At 49.4% G+C, this 19842-nt stretch carries 14 protein-coding genes, 1 tRNA gene and 1 pseudogene; 4 read left to right on the forward strand and 12 right to left on the reverse strand.

Annotated features, from left to right (window positions below; genetic code table 11):
• Window positions 1-26: 26 nt before the first annotated feature.
• Window positions 27-2987 carry a hypothetical protein gene (locus QZ298_RS04665; RefSeq protein ID WP_296005936.1) on the forward strand — a complete coding sequence of 987 codons (2961 nt, stop codon included), beginning with the start codon at window positions 27-29 and terminating at the stop codon, window positions 2985-2987.
• A 65-nt stretch (window positions 2988-3052) separates the two neighbouring features.
• Here the strand turns inward: QZ298_RS04665 and QZ298_RS04670 are convergent.
• A pseudogene (locus QZ298_RS04670) lies at window positions 3053-3497 on the reverse strand (SDR family oxidoreductase); the annotation flags it as partial.
• Between the two features lie 559 nt (window positions 3498-4056).
• Between QZ298_RS04670 and QZ298_RS04675 the strand changes: the two are divergent.
• A complete protein-coding gene (locus QZ298_RS04675) occupies window positions 4057-5283 on the forward strand; it encodes a site-specific integrase (RefSeq protein ID WP_296005938.1) in 1227 nt (408 codons plus the stop codon).
• 325 nt (window positions 5284-5608) lie between these two features.
• Window positions 5609-6997 carry a MobV family relaxase gene (gene mobV / locus QZ298_RS04680; RefSeq protein WP_296006576.1) on the forward strand — a complete coding sequence of 463 codons (1389 nt, stop codon included), beginning with the start codon at window positions 5609-5611 and terminating at the stop codon, window positions 6995-6997.
• Window positions 6998-7122: 125 nt separating this feature from the next.
• Here the strand turns inward: mobV and QZ298_RS04685 are convergent, their stop codons facing one another.
• From QZ298_RS04685 to QZ298_RS04735, 11 genes are all read right to left on the reverse strand, one after another.
• Window positions 7123-9240, reverse strand: coding sequence for a hypothetical protein (locus tag QZ298_RS04685; RefSeq protein ID WP_296005940.1), 2118 nt, complete (start codon window positions 9238-9240; stop codon window positions 7123-7125).
• A gap of 84 nt (window positions 9241-9324) precedes the next feature.
• Window positions 9325-12426, reverse strand: coding sequence for a type I restriction endonuclease subunit R (locus tag QZ298_RS04690; RefSeq protein WP_296005943.1), 3102 nt, complete (start codon window positions 12424-12426; stop codon window positions 9325-9327).
• Window positions 12401-13006, reverse strand: a complete 606-nt coding sequence (locus QZ298_RS04695) for a restriction endonuclease subunit S (RefSeq protein WP_296005946.1) — start codon at window positions 13004-13006, stop codon at window positions 12401-12403. Before QZ298_RS04695 ends, QZ298_RS04690 begins: the two co-directional genes overlap by 26 nt.
• A 26-nt stretch (window positions 13007-13032) precedes the next feature.
• A complete protein-coding gene (locus QZ298_RS04700) occupies window positions 13033-13680 on the reverse strand; it encodes a restriction endonuclease subunit S (protein ID WP_296005949.1) in 648 nt (215 codons plus the stop codon).
• The gene (locus tag QZ298_RS04705) at window positions 13677-14693 is read right to left on the reverse strand and encodes a virulence RhuM family protein (RefSeq protein WP_296005952.1); all 1017 of its coding nucleotides are present in this window, start codon (window positions 14691-14693) and stop codon (window positions 13677-13679) included. Before QZ298_RS04705 ends, QZ298_RS04700 begins: the two co-directional genes overlap by 4 nt.
• A 9-nt stretch (window positions 14694-14702) precedes the next feature.
• The gene (locus QZ298_RS04710; protein WP_296005955.1) at window positions 14703-16250 is read right to left on the reverse strand and encodes a type I restriction-modification system subunit M; all 1548 of its coding nucleotides are present in this window, start codon (window positions 16248-16250) and stop codon (window positions 14703-14705) included.
• Window positions 16251-16256: 6 nt separating this feature from the next.
• Complete coding sequence (locus QZ298_RS04715; protein WP_296005958.1) at window positions 16257-16433, reverse strand: helix-turn-helix transcriptional regulator; 177 nt, start codon at window positions 16431-16433, stop codon at window positions 16257-16259.
• Window positions 16372-16530, reverse strand: a complete 159-nt coding sequence (locus QZ298_RS04720; protein WP_296006602.1) for a hypothetical protein — start codon at window positions 16528-16530, stop codon at window positions 16372-16374. The genes QZ298_RS04715 and QZ298_RS04720 overlap by 62 nt, the downstream gene beginning before the upstream one ends.
• Before the next feature lie 318 nt (window positions 16531-16848).
• Window positions 16849-16921, reverse strand: a tRNA-Gly gene (locus tag QZ298_RS04725).
• A 59-nt stretch (window positions 16922-16980) separates the two neighbouring features.
• Window positions 16981-17361: a hypothetical protein gene (locus QZ298_RS04730; protein WP_296005961.1), complete on the reverse strand. Its 381-nt coding sequence runs from the start codon at window positions 17359-17361 to the stop codon at window positions 16981-16983.
• Window positions 17362-17509: 148 nt separating this feature from the next.
• Complete coding sequence (locus QZ298_RS04735; RefSeq protein ID WP_296005963.1) at window positions 17510-18781, reverse strand: pyridoxal phosphate-dependent aminotransferase family protein; 1272 nt, start codon at window positions 18779-18781, stop codon at window positions 17510-17512.
• Window positions 18782-19032: 251 nt separating this feature from the next.
• Between QZ298_RS04735 and QZ298_RS04740 the strand changes: the two genes are divergently transcribed.
• Entirely contained in the window at window positions 19033-19806 is a 774-nt protein-coding gene (locus QZ298_RS04740; RefSeq protein ID WP_296005967.1) for a radical SAM protein, read from the forward strand.
• Window positions 19807-19842 lie beyond the last annotated feature (36 nt).

Below are 19842 nucleotides of genomic sequence, written 5' to 3' on the forward strand. Positions count from 1 at the left end.
CCGCAACGAGCTGCCGCAACGATTTCATGACGGACGACACCGCCTTCGGGAAAGGCAAGGCCACAATATCCGCCGCTGCGGATTTCGAGCCTATGTCGGCGGGACTTGCGCAGACGAGAACCGCGGGCGACGCGATCAAAGATATCGGCAGTCTGCATGTGCTGCTGTACGACTACGACAGCGAAAGCCTGGTAAAAAGCTGGGAAATAACCGAATATCAACTCAACGACATCGACCGGAGCGACGCAGACGCAGAAAACGGGCAAGCGGCGGAAGCATCGACCAAACGGGCCTCTTTCGATTTGGCCGACATAGACTTCGGCAAATACCGGATGTATGCGGTAGCGAACATTCCCGATCTGCTGGAAGCCCATGCCGAAGCGATAAAAACCGTAGACCGGCTCAAGAGTCTGCCGCTCACATGGGATGCCCAGGAGATCAGTAAAAACGGTCAGATGATCGGGTATTTCACAAAAAACGCCTCAACACAACCCGAAGACCAACCGCTCGTGATCGACGAAAAGGAGACCCGTCTGCATGCCTGGCTGCGCCGGGCGGCTTCCAAGTTGACGATCGCCTACGATGGCAGCGCGCTGAAAGAGGGCGTTTTCATATACATCAAATCGGCACAGATCAAGGACATACCCTCGCAATGCTATTTGGGAAAAGATAACAATGTCGGAGGCGAAGGGTATGCGCTGGCCTATCCTGCACAAGGGCCGGACATGCCCGACGGAGAGAAAATCCTATATTACGAAGGGGAAGAACCCCAAGTCTTCGACTCCGACTACACCGGCCCCCGCATCACGGTCGGAACCCCCGAATACGGCTCCCACGGCGAAAAAGACGCCGCCTTGTTCTTTTATGAAAACATGCAGGGAACGGGCCGGGACAAACGGCAGGATGCAGACGGAAACGGCATGGCGGACGCACCGGGACTGCCGGGAGACGCGACATACCGGCTCAAAGACGACAAGCCTTACGGCACATACGTAGAGGTCGAAGCCTACTATGTCTCCATCAATCCGGAAGAACAAGGCAGCGGCCGGATCGTCTATCGCTTCATGCTGGGGCAAGATACAGAAAAAGACTACAACGCCAAGCGCAACTGCCACTACAAACTGACGCTGAAATTCAAGAACTTCGCCAACGATGCGGACTGGCACATCGAATACCGGAAACCCAAACCGGGAGTGACGACGCCCGAACCCTATTATATTTCCTATCTGTACAACCACGCTTTGATGTACCCCATCAAGATCAACACCGGCGGAAGGAAAATCGAATACATAAAGGCCGAAATTACCGACAACCGCTGGGCGCCCCACAATGCCTATCAGGAAATGTACTACCACCAGATGGACATCCCGAACGAAAACCAATGGAACGGTTTCCTCTCGCTGCACGAAACGACCAAGACATATATCGAGGGCAACAAGCCCTACACCCGTTTGTCGAACAAGGCATACTATGAAACGCCGCCCAGGCGGGGCGAACGCGAATACCGGGATTTCTCGGAGGGAGAACACACGACCGAGGGCGACGTAAGCACCGACATTTACCGTGTGGAGAAGCACCCGACGGAAGAAGATACATACACGGTATACATCCCCATGTACACGCGGGCCAAGCAGCTGATCAAAGGAACCGGCTACACGGGCAACAACCCCTACGTGGCATACCAGCGGAAAGCGAACGTGAAGATCACGACCAAGCTGGAAGGACTGGAACCGCCGTTCGAAAACCATGCGACCATCTACCAGGTGCGCCGCATCGTGAATCCCAAGGGAATCTACCGCAGCTCGCACAACAACAAGTCGTTCCATGTCGTGCTGAAGCGGCTGCCGCAAGAAAATGCGGAATACTTCGAGACCTTCCAATCAGAAGGTCCCTGGAAAGCCTACCTGGCCAAAAAACACAACGGCGACGGCATCGAACTTTCCGGAACTCCCGGGAAATCGGAATACCTCAACGACACCATATACGGCAAAACGGGAACGGAAATCGATTTTACCGTAGACTTTTCCCCCGGAGGCCCAGGAAACCACTATGCCATTATCCGGGTCGAATATCACAACTATACTTGCCACCACATGATATTCGTAAGGCAAGGCAACGAACCCGACAATCTGATCGATGGCGGTGCGGCATGGTATGCCGAGAACATGGTAACAAGAACCGAACGCGCAAACACCCCGCTGGAAGAAGGCTCGCTGTTCAAACTGGGCAACTGGAACGATCCGATCGACGCCCTGAACAACAAAAACTCGAAATCCGTCTGGACCCATGTCGTACCCTCCGATTTCAAGCTGCTGCCGGAAGACGGCTTTACCATCGTCGGGAAAAACGAAAAAAAGAAATGGAACGAGATAACCACGAACGTCAACCCAGACACTCCGCAAATCCCGGTTCCGTTCGAAGACCCCGGCACCGACATGCGGGTCGCCGGATGGGAAGACTATGAAGCCCTGTACTATAACGAACATATAGAACAAGGCTACGGCATTCTGTACGGAGACGGCGCGACAGCGACCGCCGATCACATAAACGACGCATACGGCTACGACTACACCCAAGAAAAATCCGGCCACGGAATGCGCGGCTGCTTCGTATACAACAAAAACACCGGCAAGAACCTGTTCTTCCCGATAGGCGCCTCGGGCTACGGCCACAGAAGACACGCGGAAGGCGGCATCCTGAGGTACGCTTCGGGGCAGACCGACTATTTTGCCACGCACCCCATTCCGGTCAATCCCCAAGACGGCATCTACACCTATCCCAACGGTGTGGCGGACGCTCCGCTGTTCCACGACATCTACATGCGGCCGGGCGCCGTGTATTGGTACCGGACGCAAGGAGGCACAATCCCCTATGGCCCGTATGTCGGCTGGGACATCAACTATTTTACGTTCGACTTCTTCCCCATAGGCAGCTACTCCCTGGAAAGCCGCCAGGACGCATGCTTTATACGCTGCGTCAAGAAATGACGACGGAACGGAGACACCTTATTTCTCCTCGCACCCGGAACTATGGATATTTCGCCGACGCCCTTGCCATAAAAATGAGAAGCCGCGGTTCCGCCATCGACCAGAAAGTCGGAACCCGTAATGAACGTTCCGCGGTCGCTCATCAACAATTCGGCGGCATTGGCGACCTCGTCGCCGTCCCGGGACGACCGGCAGGATAAGCGGCGAACATGTGCTTGTAGAAATCGCCGCGCGGCCCGTTGAACTCGTCCAAAGCGAGGGGCGTGACGATGATACCAATCGAGTTCGAGCAGTCGCTCGGACGGCGCAATAGCAAGCATCGCATCTTCTTCCAGCATGAGGGCCGGCAATCCGATGGCCCGACTGGCTGGAAATAGTCACTCCTGCCCCACCGGCTCCGATCATTGCCCCCACTACTTCTTCGAACAACACCGCCGTACCTTAAAGATCGACTTTCAATATTGTTTCGACAGGGATTTGGCCAAGAGAAACTGCCGCATTGACAAGCAGAAAATGACAGAGAAAGCGAGATATGTGCAATATGGGTGGCTACAAAGTTTGAAAGCACAAAGAGTAGAGTATTGAGAATAAAATAATGCAACCCAATCCGGCTAAATCGCGATCAATTTTCAGACCGTCGAAAACAGGTCCCGAATAAGGAGTGTGAAACTTGCTTTCTATTACCTCAATCTGTATTACCCCAAAAACAAAAAAAACCTTACATATCATTGATACATAAGGTTTTTACTTCTTGTTACCTTCTTTTTCAAAGGCACTTTGAACGGGAAACGGGACTGCGGCAACGATCGAATGCAGATTTAGGCTAACAAACTGACCGTTTGTGATATATGCACATTTATGCCGTATTCTGCAAACGGTCGGTTGAGCACTTCAAAGCATCGAAAAGCAGGAGTTCGGTTAACAAATCGTTAACGGCGATTCGGCAGCCGAAGAATCGGTCAGAGGACTCGATTTATTTCTGCAATGTATTCTTATTCACTGTTTTGCGTAACTCTTCGTATTGATTCTGAACTCATAACCGGTTAACTTTGCAATCTGTAAAACTGTTATGAGAAGAAACACATTCAAAATCTTGTTCTATGTGAACAAACAGCGCATGAAAGAGGGGCGTATTCCCGTTTACGCTCGTCTGACGGTGAACGGCCAAAGCACGTTCGTCAACTGCCGCGTAACCCTGCCGCTCGCCTTGTGGGATTCCAAAGCCAACAAGGCTGCCGGCAAAAGCCACGAGGCGCAGACGGTCAACCGTAAGTTGGAGCATATCCGCACTCAAATCGAGCGGCATTACCAGCGCATCTCCGACCGCGACGCCTACGTTACGGCCGAACGCGTAAAGCTGGCTTACCTCGGCATGGGCGAAGAGTATGAAACATTGCTGGAAGCGTTCGACAAGTTCAATCGCGACTTCAAACAGCATGTCGGCATAGACCGTGCTCAATCCACCTATCGCAAATACGACAACGTCCGCAAGCGGCTGGCGGAGTTTCTCGCCAACAAACTCCGTCGCAGGGATATTCCGTTGAAAGAGCTGACCGAGACATTCATTACCGATTATGACCTCTATCTGCGCGGAGAGAAAGGCTTGACGCCCTCATGCGTCTGCATCTATACCAAGCCGTTGAAGATGATCGTCACGAAAGCCCACAACGCGGGCATGATCGCCCGCAATCCGTTCGTGAACTACCACCCGAAGAAGACGACCAAAGAGCGCGGCTATCTGATCGAATCCGAGTTGCAGGCGTTGATGAACCACGAGTTCGCATTCGAGGGCTACGGCAAGGTGCGCGACCTATTTGTCTTCTCGTGCTTCACAGGCATGGCCCATGCCGACGTCAAGGGACTGACGCAGGAGATGATCCAACGCTCGTTCGACGGCGATCTGTGGATCGTCAAGAATCGGCAGAAGACCGCCACGCCGTTCAAAATCAAGCTGTGCGGCATTACCAAGCGCATCATCGCCCGTTACAAACGTGAGGTCGCGGGGACAAACCTCGTACTGCCCGTGCCCGACATCGCCTACTGCAACCGCGTATTGAAAAAGATCGCTGCGGAGGTCGGCATCGACAAGCCGATAACTTATTACCAAAGGCGCCATACGTTCGCAACGACTAACGCGCTGGCGCAGGGCATCCGCATCGAGGTGGTTAGTCGGATGCTGGGGCACACGAACATCAAGACGACCCAGATATATGCCAAAGTAACGGACGATATGCTGGCCAAAGGGTTCGATGAGATGGCCGACATCTATTCCGCAAAATACAGCCTCGCACGATGAAAAGAGAAATCGCAGTGGAGGGGGTTCACAGCTGCCGCCCCTTGTGCGCCCTATGGGATTTGGGAGGATCCCTCCAGGCGCACAAGGGCGGCGCGCTTGCGAGGTGTCGGGTCTCTTTCATCGGCCGCACCTGCTGACGGATACGACGGGGCACCGTCGCGGATCACTCGGCCGCTCCGCGCCCGCGCCTTTTTACAAAAGGCATAGCTTATTAGGGAATTTTCCGAGCCGCATGTCTTCGACACGCTGAAAATTCCCCAATAAGGCAAAGGTGCTTCGCCCCTCTGTACTCCCCGAACCCGCCAACACCTAAAACCACATGACTATGGGCTATGTCGTATTCCATATGCAGAAGAGCCGCGGAACCGACAGCGGAACCTCCGCCCACATCGAACGCAAAGTCAAACCGTCGAACGCCGACGAAGAACGCACGCACCTGAACCGTCGACTGGTCGAATATCCCGACGGAATACAAACTCGCACGCAGGCGATCCAGCACCGTTTGGAGACCGCAGGACTGACCCGCAAGGTCGGCAAGAACCAAGTGCGGGCGATACGCATCATGCTTTCGGGCAGTCCCGACGATATGCAGCGCATCGTGCGCGGAGGTCGGTTGGACGAATGGTGTGCCGACAACATGAAATACCTTGCCGCGACGTTCGGCAAGGAGAACATCGTTTCGGCCGACCTGCATCTGGATGAAACGTCGCCGCATATCCATGCGACACTTGTTCCGATCGTAACGACCGAACGGAAGCGCAGGAAGCAGGAGGAGCGGGCAACCAAACGCTACCGCATGAAATCTGCCACCCGTCCTCGGTTGTGCGCCGACGAGGTCATGTCGCGCGTTAAACTGAAAGGGTATCAAGACACCTATGCCGCAGCGATGGCCAAATACGGACTGCGACGCGGTATCGAAGGCTCCGAAGCTCGGCATGTCGGCACACAGCAGTTTTACCGAGAAGTGAAGGCAATGACCGATACGCTGAAAGCCGACGTAACGGAATTGCAGAAACAGAAAGAGACAACACAGGAGGAATTGAACCGTGCGAAAAAGGAAGTGCACACCGAACGGCTGAAAGGGGCTACCACCGCAGCCGCCACCAACATTGCCGAAAGTGTCGGTGCGATATTCGGCAGCAACAGAGTCAAGACGCTGGAAAGGGAGAATATCGTCCTGCATCGGGAGGTAGTCACGCATGAAGAGACCATCGAAGCCCTACAAGCCAAAATACTGACCATGCAAGCAGAACACAGCCGAGAATTGACGGCAATACAAGCACAACATACCACCGAGACAACGAACCTGACGAAGCGACACGAAAAGGAAGTATCGCTACTGAAAGCGGCTCTCTCGAAAGCCATGAAGTGGTTCCTTTATTTCCGCGAGATGATCCGAATGGAAAGCGTTTGCTTGATAGCCGGTTTCGACGACGAACAAACCTCTACACTTATCAAGGGCAAACCGCTTAAATATAGCGGCAAGCTATACTCCGAAGAACACAACTGCAAATTCTGGGTCGAACGAGTAACGGCGCAAATAACGCCCGATCCGACCAACAAACGAAAGCTGCAACTAAACATCAACGAAATACCGTTTGGAACGTGGTGCAGAGAAAAGTTCGAGAAACTAGAGATACCTTTTGCCAACCCATGCAGAGGCAACAAAAATATGAAGGGCCAAAACTTTGAACCTATTTTGCCCCTAATATGATAGTGGATTATCGTGGCTTTTTATACTTTTTTGCTATAAATCTAATCTCTACAATAGAAACGATGCTCATAATAGATTCAATAAAAAATCTTGAAAGTTATTCTCTGCACAGGCGTTATTGTACATTATATATTCGCTAAAAAATGTTTAATTTTATCATTGATGATTGAAGACCTAATGTCATCGTATTTTACACCTAGTTCCATGGCCATCTTTTCGAGATCAATGAAATATAACATTTCTTTAGAGTATAAAATTCCTTTTTCAATTAGCGCATCCAATACTTTTTTCCCAATATTACTATTCCCGATTCTATTATCAATCTTATCCTTATATCTAGCTAAATCCCCTTTACTATGTGAGCGGAACATTAGAAGTAAACGACGCATTTTCTGATATTTGTCTTGGATATCAGTCGGAATACTGTCCTCAAGTGCATGTGCACTATATTGCACAAAAGGGTAAGAGAGTTGGTTTTTACAAATTAATTGAAACTGTTTTCCATCCATACGTCCCTTATTTGTTAAAATTGGGAGCGTCCCGTTGTTACCACATTTTACACAAAAATTATTACATTCAAGAACGACGCTTTCATCATGCACTCCAGCATTTAATAATATTTCCGATGCTGTACACTCAATTGTATTGCATTTGATATATGCAGGAGGAGTACAATCGACTTTATCAGCTGAAATACCAACCGTCACAGGCAAGTCAATCGTCATATTATTGATTTCAGTCCCTACATAAAGGGTATCTGCACAATTCGTATATACGGAATAAGAATAATCATCGGTCGTAATTCCAGCTTTGAAAAACTCCAATTCACAAATAATATCCTTCGTACTTTTATCAACCTTCTGAACCGTTAATTCCATAGATGAGTAGTGCCCCTTTTTATCCAATGCTTTTAACGATTCAAATAAATAAGGGATAAACTCTTTGTCAATAGTCCTATTCTTATCTGCCAGTTCGTCGTAAATATAAAAGAGCATGTATGCATTTCTAAATGAACTTTTTAAATATTGGAATACATAATCCTTATATTTCGTTATTTTAATCAGCCTTGCAATTATATAACTCTCGAAAACTACATTCTGAATCTTCCCATTAGATAAAAATGGATGCTCATTCAACCATGACGATATTTGCTTATTATACTCGATATCAAAGTACGTATCATGGGTAACAGGAATATTCAGATTAATATTCAATTGTTTACACAATAATCTAATACACTGTTCTTCTATTGAATATGCATTTTTAAATGCCATGTCTTTAAACGAATCATCTCGATTATTTAAAAGTTGTGGCAAGAGGATCTCATTGATTTTATCCTCTTTATCTCGTTTAAGAATTTCTTCAATAATATCAATAACTAATTTTACATTTTGCCGATTGTTTGATTTTAAATCTTCCAATAATGCATGATAGTTATTGTTTCTATTCAGCAAGGTTGATATGGCAAGCAATACTGGAGCGTAACCAATGAATTGTAAATATTGTTTATGATTAATCTCTGACTGATTTTTGAAAAAACCTCCAATTGCGTCAACAATATAATCTCGAACAGCTTTATACTGTTCAACAAAGCGCTCTTTTGCTTCTGATTCAACATGTTTGTCAATAAATACTTTGGCTGAATCTATAGTAAAAGGCTCTATTTGCAAAAAGGCAACTTTAACCCCTTGTTCTTCAAAATATAGTGTTGCCAATTCTACTACATTCGTTCTCCCTAGCAAGACAAAAGGTGTTCCTTGAGCCGTTGCAGCAATCTTTACAATATTATCCAAGAAAGCATAGAAACCGTCAACAGTAGTCTTAATATACCCTTCGTCCAATGCGTCTATAATCATTGAAGCTTTCCCTGTTTGCAGCTTTTGTGAATAATCCGTAAAATCAGATAGCTCCATACTATTGAAAAGCAAACCTGTTAATGAATTGCTAGCTACTGGGTCGTGTTTGCTTAAGTCGAAAATAGGGATACCTAATTCATTTGACAGATTCTCTGTCAAACAGGTTTTTCCTGTAGCTCCAGCAGCAGAAATAAGCACAATAGTGGCATTCTCAAACGAAGTCCCCTCTATATCCTGCTGTGAAAATATAGGTTCTACATATTTAGGATTAAGAGTATCAATTATCTTTAATGAACTATTTTGAGCTATTGAATAGGTAAATTTATCTAGAATAAATGTATTGAGTTTGTTCTTCAATTTAAATAAACTAATAGTATTGTCTGCCATAACTATTGATTTGGAATTAGTGATCAAAAATAATAAAAATAACTATTACTTTTTATCAGTAAGAAATATTGATTATTATGCAGTTTATGATATTATACTCCAGAACCGATTGAAGAACGCGGTCAGCCGTTCGATGACAGCTTCGCGCTTCTTCGTGCGGTCGCCAGTGGGCGTAAAACGGGAGACGGGCGGTAGGACTTTGGTTATAGCCGTCCCCGTCGTTTGTACGAATCCGTCGCGGAAAGCATTGTCCATGAATTTGTATGCCTCGTCGTGATTCAAGTTTTCGTCGGCAATGATCCGGTCCAGCTCGGCACGACGCTGCTCCTCGACATAAGCGAGCCAATCCTCGTCCACATCGGAATCGGGTGTCAGGGATTCGATGAAACGCTCGATTAGCTCTTTCTTGTTGCGCAGATCAACGCTCGAATCAATCGCCTTGCGAATCAACACGATAATCTCTTTGTCCTGCAAGTGTTCTTGGTGGTATTTACGGATCAACGACAGGATATAGTCGATATTGATCTCCACCTGCTTGATAAGCTCCATTTCGAAGACAAGATCTTCGTTGATATGTTCCGCTTCGTGCTTCTGCGGTCGGAACTCGTTGTAAAGGTCGATATAGGCGCTGTGGTAATCCTGCACGTCTCGCTCGCTCAGAATTTCGCGTCCGGCGAAAGCGTCGAATGTCGATAGGATATTCCGCAACTTCAAAATCGCCCCGTAAAGCCATACGAAATTCTTTTTGTTCTGCTCTCCTACAATCTGTTCCCCGACGGGATATTTCGACTGCAACTCGGCAACTAATTCGGCATAACCGCGAATCTCTTTGTCGCTCTGCGTGTATCCGTTGTAATACTCGTCGAAGGTTTTGAGCAGCACGATGCCTGCCGCCTCCTTGTCTCCGAACAGGGCGAGACTTTCGTTCGTAGCCGTTTCGAGGTTGCGGAAACATACGATGTTGCCGAAGGTCTTTATCGAGTTCAGGATGCGGTTCGTGCGCGAATAGGCCTGCAACAGCCCGTGCATCCGCAGGTTCTTGTCGACCCACAGCGTGTTGAGCGTTGTTGCGTCGAAGCCCGTCAGGAACATATTGACGACGATGAGCAAATCCAGCTCCCTGTTCTTCATGCGGAGCGAGACGTCTTTGTAATAGTTCTGGAACTTGTCGCTCGACGTATCGTAGGAGGTCGAGAACATCGCATTGTAATCCTCGATGGCACTTTCGAGAAAATCGCGCGAACTTCGGTCCAGACCGCTCGTATCTTCGGGGTTTTCGTCGATAATGAAGTCGTCCGCATCTTCGTTCACACCGAAACTATATATAGTCGCCACTTTCAGACTCTGCGCGCTCGGCAATTCCGCCATCTGCCGTTTGAACTCGGCGTAATACATCTTCGCCGTTTCGATGGAGGAGACGGCGAAAATCGAATTGAAACCTGTCAGACGAGTCCGCTGTTTGACCTCTTTTACCTTATTACGACGACCAGCCGATGCTACCTCGCCGACATTGGTCACGGCATGGAACTCATACGATTTTGCGGAGCGTTTCGTCTTCTGGTTGAAATGTCGGAGAATGTAGGCGACGATATTGGCGATGCGCCGTTTGTGCGCCAAAGCCTCCTCGCGGGCTATGTCCCACACCATCGAGTTTTCAATCTCCTCTTTCTCTTTAATGGTGCGGATATATTCTATGCGGAACGGCAGCACGTTCTTGTCGTTGATGGCATCGACGATCGTGTAGGTGTGCAACTGTTCGCCGAAAGCCTGGGCGGTCGTCCGCAGGTCGGGCTTGCCGCCGCTTACGGCATTCTTAGCGAAAATGGGCGTACCCGTGAAGCCGAAAAGGAAATAGCGTTTGAATTTTCGGGTAATGGCCGTGTGCATATCCCCGAACTGCGAGCGGTGGCACTCGTCGAAGATGATGACGATTTTTTGCTGGAACACGGGGTGTTCCGCATGGTGCCCGATGAAGACCGAAAGTTTCTGAATCGTCGTGATGATGATCCTCGCCGCCGGATCCTCCAACTGACGTTTCAGAATCGCCGTGCTCGTATTGCTGTTGGCCGCCCCGCGCTCGAATTTGTCGTACTCGCGCATCGTCTGGTAGTCGAGGTCTTTGCGGTCGACCACGAACAGCACCTTGTCGATGTAGGGCAGTCGGCTCGCCAACTGCGCCGTCTTGAACGAGGTGAGCGTCTTGCCGCTGCCCGTCGTATGCCAGATGTATCCGCCGCCCTCGACCGTGCCGTACAGTTTGTAGTTGTCGGCGATATGGATCTTGCTCAAAATACGCTCCGTCGCCACGACCTGATAGGGGCGCATGACGAGCAGCAGCCGGTCGGAACTGAATACACAATATCGGGTCAGCAGATTGAGCAGCGTATGTTTGGCGAAGAACGTGCGGCCGAACCCCATCAGGTCGGTAATCGGCCGGTTGTTGGCATCGGCCCACCACGAGGTGAACTCGAAGCTGTTGCTCGTCTGTTTGCTCTTGGATTTGTTGCTGTTCAATGCCTCCTTGATGTGGCTTTGGCGTGTCGTATTGCTGTAATACTTGGTGTAGGTTCCGTTCGATATGACGAACAGCTGTACATATTCGAACAGCCCGCTGCCTGCCCAGAAACTCTCCCTCTGGTAACGGTCGATCTGGTTGAAAGCCTCCCGGATGTCGACGCCGCGGCGTTTCAGTTCGACATGCACCAACGGCAGACCGTTTACCAGTACGGTAACGTCGTAACGATTGGGACGTGCACCGTTGTCCACCTCGTATTGGTTGATGACCTGCAATGAGTTGTTGTGGATATTGCCTTTATCGAGCAGGTAGATATTCTTGACCGTTCCGTCGTCGCGCGTCAGCAGCTGCACATGATCCTCCTGAATGATTGCGGTCTTTTCGACGATTCCGCTGTTCTTGTTGGCGATACAACCCGTAAAGAACCGCGACCACTCCGCATCGGTAAAGGTATAACCGTTGAGTTTTTCCAACTGTCGGCGCAGGTTGGCGACCAACTCCGTCTCGGTGCGAAACGGCAAATAATCGTAGGCCTGCCCTTCCAACAGAGCGACAAACGCCCGTTCGAGTTCGGCTTCCGACTGATACTCTTTTTCCGTGCGGTACTCGGCTCGGTAATCACTGACGACCGTACTTTCGGGATTCTCAGCTACAAGGTTGTATCTCACCATTTTCTTTGCGCTTAAAGGTCAGTAGTTTGTCTCTGTAATACTCGTATTGCTGCCGTCGGGCAGCAATCTCGGCGGGCAGGCCCTCCGAAATATCGTTTACTAAAGTCTCGAACTTGTCCAGTATGGCGACGATGCGATGCTGCTCTTCCATTGGCGGGATAGGAATTACAATCTCTCCGAACCGCTTTTTCGATACATTGAAACGAGTAACGCCGCTTGCCGTCTTCGTTATCTGTTTTCGTATATTTTCACTACGAAATAAGAATTTCATAAAATCGGGCAATAACAATTTTTTGTCATACATCCGAAACCCGAAACAAAAACTATTAAGGTATAAATTTTCACACGGCTCGGTCATGACCGAAGACATTCCGCAATCGTCGGGTGTTTCTGACGAACCCGTAAATACGACATCGCCGTACTCTATTTTGTTTTGCTTCTCTCCGTTTGCAATTTTAACCGTATCATGTATATCGGTGTCTATCGCAATATTGGAATAGACATTCATATAAGTTACGAACTTGGCATTGCCATCCGTAAAATCACTCTTGCATTTACCCGTAAGTCCGCCGTAAAACACGCCTAAATCGCCTAATTTACACCATTTTATATCGTCAGGATACCCCCCCCGAATTTCTTGAAATTCAACAACTTATTGCGATAGTATTCATATTGTTTCCGCCGAGCCTCCAACTCAGCCTCCAACTCAGCCTCCAACTCGGTAAACTTATCGAGGATATTGACGATTTCATTCTGAATGGCAAGGGGCGGAACGGGCAGCAAAATCTTCGACATGGCTCGATCCGAAACTCTCATGACTTTTGTTCCTGTTACCAATGGCCTTTTCTGTTCTTGAAAGTATGCAGATGAGAAGAAATAAGCAAGATATTTGGGATTTTGGTAATGGCTAAAAATGTAGGCATCTCCGCTTATTGCTATTTCGTCCTCTCCAAGCCATGCAACAGCCTTACAAACATCCTCGACATTTTCACTTGTTGTAGCAATAACCAAATCTCCATATTTTGCTTTTTTCAATTTTCTCGCTAATTCAGGAGGCACATACGATCTTGTCGTATTTGTAAATAACTTATAATAAGTATAAATCTGACCATAGTGAATACATCCAACCCCCTCGTCTGTAAAATCTTTCTTTTGTAATCCATTCCCTCTTACAAAAGTACCGATTTCTCCCAACGGTTTATATTCCACCCCATTCGGGCACAACTCCCGAATCATTTCTTCGATACGGCTCATTGCTTGCCCCCTTTCTTCTTTGAGGTTTTGGCGGTCAGTGTCTTGATGGAATCCATATATGCCTGCTCCACCGGAGAAAGTGTTTTGACCTGATATTTCCGATATTCGGCAATCGCTTTTTCTTCGGCCTGCTTATGGGATATGCGACCTGCTCCGGACAATAATTTTTCGCCGGTCGAGGTCAGGATACTATCCAATTGTTTGATGTAATCGGACATATACATCGGTTTATGACGGATCGCCTGTATTTCGGCAAAATCGAAATACCCCGACACCAAATTGTTCAGCACTTTCAACTCTTCCTCGCTCAAATAGTTTTTGGCAACCGTGACATCCGTTTTGGCGGGTTGTTCGCCTGCGAAAGTCGTCAGCCCCATGAATGGTTTGTCCGCATCGGCACGTTCGTAGATAACTTCGGCAGCCGTATGTCCGTGCGCCGCATAGTGCAGTTTGTTCTGCACGATTTTGAAGAACTTGACGGACTGCTCTGCTTTCGGGTCGTAATCAACACTCGTAGCGTACAGATCCAGTACCTGACGATACATTATTTTCTCCGACGAGCGGATGTCACGAATGCGGTCGAGCAGTTCGCGCCAGTATCCTCCGCCGCCCATCTGCTTCAACCGCTCGTCATCCATCGTGAAGCCCTTGATCATATACTCTTTCAGTCGCTCGGTAGCCCAACGGCGGAAATTCGTGGCAATACGGGATTTTACTCTGTATCCCAGCGATATAATCATATCGAGATTATAAAACGGAATTTCACGCTCGACTTGTCGGATGCCCTCCGTGCGAACCTGTCGGAAATTCCGACAGGTTGAAATTTCGTTCAACTCTTGCTCTTCGTAGATATGTTTTATATGCTCTACTACATTCGTTCGCGAAGTCTGATACAGGTCAGCCATCTGTTGCTGTGTCAGCCACACGTTCTCATTCTCCAAACGGACCTCGATTTGGGTTATACCATCTTCCGTCTGGTAAATGACAATATCATTATTTTTATTCTCTTCCATAACGTATATTTATAAAGTAGCCACAATCGCGTCGATTGCCGTGCGCAATACATGCTGGCGGGCGACGATTTCGGCAATACGCTTGTTCAGTTCGTCGATGTCCACGACTTCGCGCGTATCGGGTTGTTCGACATACGACGATACCGAAATATTGTAGTCGTTCTCGGCAATCTTGCCGTTCTCCACCAGCCGGGCAAAATGCGCATCGTCCTTGCGGGCGACGAACGCATCAAGAATACGCGCGATGTTCGCGTCGGATAGTTTGTTCTTATTGCCTTCGTGGATAAATTTACCCGAAGCGTCGATAAAGAGCGTTGCATTGTCTTTCTTGCTCTTTTTCAATACGATGATGCAAGTGGCGATGCCGACACCGAAAAAGAGGTTGGCAGGGAGTTGGATAACGGTGTCGATATAGTTATTGTCGATCAGATATTTGCGGATTTTCTGCTCAGCTCCGCCACGATAGAGTACGCCGGGGAACTCGACGATAGCTGCCGTGCCGTTCGTCGCTAACCACGAGAGCATGTGCATCGTAAAGGCAAGATCAGCCTTGCTTTTCGGCGCAAGAATACCGGCAGGGGAAAAGCGAGGATCGTTGATTAGCAGCGGATTTTCATCGCCCGCCCATTTAATCGAATAGGGTGGATTGGAGACGATGCACTCGAACGGCTCGTCATCCCAATGTTTTGGTGCAAGCAGCGTATCGCCCAACGCGATATCGAACTTTTCGTAGTTGATATCGTGTAGAAACATGTTGATACGGCAGAGGTTGTAGGTGGTAATGTTGATTTCCTGCCCGTAAAATCCCTGACGTACATTCTCCTTACCTAATACTTTGGCAAATTTTAGCAAGAGCGAGCCGCTGCCGCAAGCCGGATCATAAACCTTGTTCACCTGCTTCTTGCCTACGAGCGTAATTCGGGCGAGCAGTTCGGATACCTCCTGCGGAGTGAAGAACTCGCCGCCTGACTTGCCTGCATTGCTGGCATACATCGTCATCAAGAACTCGTAGGCATCGCCGAATGTATCGATCTGGTTGTCCGCCAAATTGCCGAACCTCATATCGCCGATTTTGTCGATAATCTTTACCAGCGTCTCGTTGCGCTTCTGTACCGTCGCACCGAGTTTGTTGCTGTTCACGTCGATATCGGCGAACAGCCCCTTCATATCGTCCTCGCTCGCCGCACCTTTGGCCGAGTTCTCGATTGCATGAAAGATATTGCTTAATGTTTCGTTCAGATTGGGGTCTGCCGCCGCGTTTTTGCGCACGTTCCCGAACAACTGTGACGGGAGGATGTAAAATCCCCGCTCTTGCACGGTTACCTCCCGACCAAACTCGGCCTGCTCATCCGAGCATGCGGCATAATCGAAGTCCGCATTTCCCGCACGCCGCTCCTCTGCATTGATAAATGCGGTAATATTCTCGGAAATGAAGCGGTAAAACAACATTCCCAAAACGTAGTTTTTAAAGTCCCAGCCATCGACACTGCCGCGCAGGTCGTTGGCTATCTGCCAGATCGTGCGATGAAGTTCCGCACGTTCCTGTTCTCTTGCCATATATCGTTATCTGTTTATCAATTCTGTAATATCTACGTCCAATAGTTTTGCGATACGAATCACTGTATCCAATTGCGGCTGCGACGAGTTGGAACACCACTTCGATACAGTCGAAGGGTCCTTACCCAACTGCTCCGCCAGCCATTTGCCCGTTTTGTTCTTTTCCGCAAGAATGATTCTCAATCGGTTTATCTTTTTCATCACTATGCTCGAAACAGATTGTAAACAAAGATATTGAAAATAATTCAACCAGCACAATCTCTGCAAAGGAATCTTTCAATCATATAATTTTTTCAACTTTTATTTTTATGCGATATTTGCCAAATAATTGTTGATAAAACTATACTAAATAGTTGCAGAATATGTTTGCTATTATAGTCTAATATAACAAAAGGTGGTTATAGAAGTAGAAAAACATGATATGCTAATTAAATAAAAATACTTATCTTTGTATTGAGTTCTTTTTCAAGCTGAAGATTACCGCAAAGCAGTGCAGAAGATCGGTTAACAGATCGTTAACAGCGTAAATAGTTGCAGGCCTGCAATCCGCTGACTGACAAAAGAAAAGAGGATCGATTGCTCGATCCTCCTGTTTTTGAGCGGAAAACGAGACTCGAACTCGCGACCCCAACCTTGGCAAGGTTGTGCTCTACCAACTGAGCTATTTCCGCAAAACAAACCCTCAAAAGGAAAAACTCCTGCTTTGGGACTGCAAATATAAACCTAAAAATCAAAACATCAAAATTATTTGACGAAAAATAAGCGGATGAAAAATACCTACCCAGCAAAATCCAAGAGCCAAACGCTGGAAAACCAAGACGAGCAATAGAACTGCCAGCCAGATAAACAAGGATAAAAATACCACTGGAACAAGAGAAAAGGCCGGGCTAAAAACAGCCGGGCGGCATAAAATCGAAAAAACAGAAGAACCCTTTCCGAAAATCCCCACAAGGAAGTAGCAGCAATCGGCGAGGAAGCGTAGGTCGAAAAAAAGCCTGGCAAGCGATAGCGTTATCGAAAAACCCACATGCGGGCTTCCTCCAGCTCGAAGTTCTTCACGGGAGAATCGCCTGCCGGCAACCCCAACGGCAACTGTGCGACCAAACGCCATACTTCGGGCAGCCGCCAGCGCATCCTACATATATACACCCGACTTCTTCTACACCAAAAAAGATTGCCAACCCCTTTCGGGGCCGGCAATTCTATGAGGCGCAGGAATCGACAGACCTTGAAACCCGCGACCGGGATCGGAAATAAAATCAACGTACTTTGAAACCCTCGTCGGCACGCTGCGGAATAGGCAGCTGGGCATAATAACCGCTCTGGAGTTTCTCGCGCACAGCCTTGAAAGCGTCGATCGTGACTTTCACATCCTCCAGCGTATGCGCCGCCGTCGGGATGACTCGCAGAATCAACTCGCCCTTCGGAATTACCGGATAGATGACCATCGAGCAGAAGATTCCGTAGTTCTCGCGCAGGTCGACCACCAGGTTCGTCGCCTCGGGGACACCGCCCTTGAGGAATACGGGCGTTACCGGCGAATTGGTCACACCGATATCGAAACCGTTCTCCTTGAGGCTGTTCTGCAACACGCGGACGATCTCCCACAACTTCTGCTGATATTCGGGATGTTCGCGGATAAGCTCCAGACGCTTGAGTGCACCGATTACCATCGGCATCGGGAGCGACTTGGCGTAGAGCTGCGAACGCATGTTGTAACGGAAAAGGTTGATCAGCCAGCGCGGGCCGCTCACGAACGCACCGATGCCGGCCATCGACTTGGCGAACGTGTTGAAGAGCACGTCCACACCGTCGGCCACCCCGAAATGCGATGCCGTACCGCGGCCGCCCTCGCCCATCGTGCCGAAGCCGTGGGCATCGTCGACCAACAGCCGGAACTGGAAGTCCTTCTTCAAAGCTACGATCTCATCCAACTTACCCAGGTCGCCCTTCATGCCGAAAACGCCCTCGGTAATGACCAGCACGCCGCCGTTCTGCTCCTCAGCCAACTCCGTGGCATGCTGCAATTGCAGGCGCAGCGACTCCATGTCGTTGTGGCCGAAGACAAAACGCTTGCCCTTGTGCATGCGCAGACCGTCGATGATGCAGGCATGCGCCTCGGCGTCGTAGACCACCACGTCGCGCGGCGTGAGCAGGCAGTCGATGATCGAGATCATGCCCTGGTAGCCGAAGTTGAGCAGGAAAGCATCTTCCTTGCCCACGAATTCGGCCAGTTCGCGCTCCAGCTGTTCGTGGTAAACCGTCTGTCCGCTCATCATACGTGCACCCATCGGAGCCGCCATGCCGAACTTCGCAGCACCCTCAGCATCGGCCTTGCGCACCTCCGGCAGGTTGGCCAGACCCAGATAGTTGTTCAAGCTCCAGTTGAGCACTTTCTTGCCCCGGAACACCATGTGAGGCCCGATCTCGCCCTCCAGCTTGGGAAAAGCATAGTAGCCGTGCGCATAGCCCATGTACTGACCGATAGGTCCGCCTGCATTCTTTTCAAGGCGTGCAAAAATATCAACCATATTTGATTCGCAATTTAAAATTTAGTGGCTTTTTCTGCGCCGAATCCGCCTGTCGGCACCGCAAAAATATAAATAAAATAAATTTGTCGACCAAAGGTAGCCGTTTTTTATTGTGTGCGGATACGCATTTATACCTATTTTGACCTTTCCGACGTATCGCTGGCCACCAAAATCCGCTCCGCAACGAAGCGGCCAGGCATTTCATCGGCAGGGAATTCGATTTTTGAATTTTTAATTGTTATTTTCGCATCATGACAGCGCTTTTCCACGACATCATCTTCGGGCCGGTGCGTTCGCGGCGGCTGGGTCTCTCGCTGGGCGTCAATCTGTTGCCCACCGAATCGAAACTCTGTTCGTTCGACTGCATCTACTGCGAATGCGGCTGGAACGCCGAGCACCCCGGCCTGCGGCAGTTCAACGCCCGCGACGACGTGCGCAAGCAGCTCGAAGCCACGCTGCGGCGCATGGTGGCCGACGCCACGCCGCCCGACGTCATCACATTCGCAGGCAACGGCGAGCCGACCCTCCATCCCGAGTTCGAAGCCGTCATCGGCGATACGATCGCCCTGCGCGACGCCTTGTGTCCTGCGGCCAAAGTCTCCGTGCTGTCGAACGCCACGCAGATCCACCGCGACGACGTACGGCGCGCACTCCTGCGCGTGGACAACAACATCTTGAAGCTCGACTCGGCTTTCGACGAAACGGTGCGCAGAATGAACAACCCGCAGAGCGCGGAATACTCCGTCCATCGGATCGTCGAACAGATGAAGCGTTTCGAGGGACGGATGATCCTGCAAACCATGTTTCTGCGAGGCACCTGCAACGGCATGCCGGTCGACAATACCACCGAGGAGGAGATCGCCGCCTGGTTGCGGATCGTCGCAGCGATCCGGCCTCGGCAGGTCATGGTCTACTCCCTCGACCGCGACACACCCTGCAAGACGCTCGAAAAAGTCCCGCGCGAAGAATTGCAGGCCATAGCGACACGGGTCGAAGCCCTGGGAATCCCTTGTTCAGCAGTATAGAAACAGACGACGAAGAACAAGAAACGGCGTTTCCCG

The organism is uncultured Alistipes sp., from assembly GCF_910580175.1.
Taxonomy (GTDB): domain Bacteria; phylum Bacteroidota; class Bacteroidia; order Bacteroidales; family Rikenellaceae; genus Alistipes.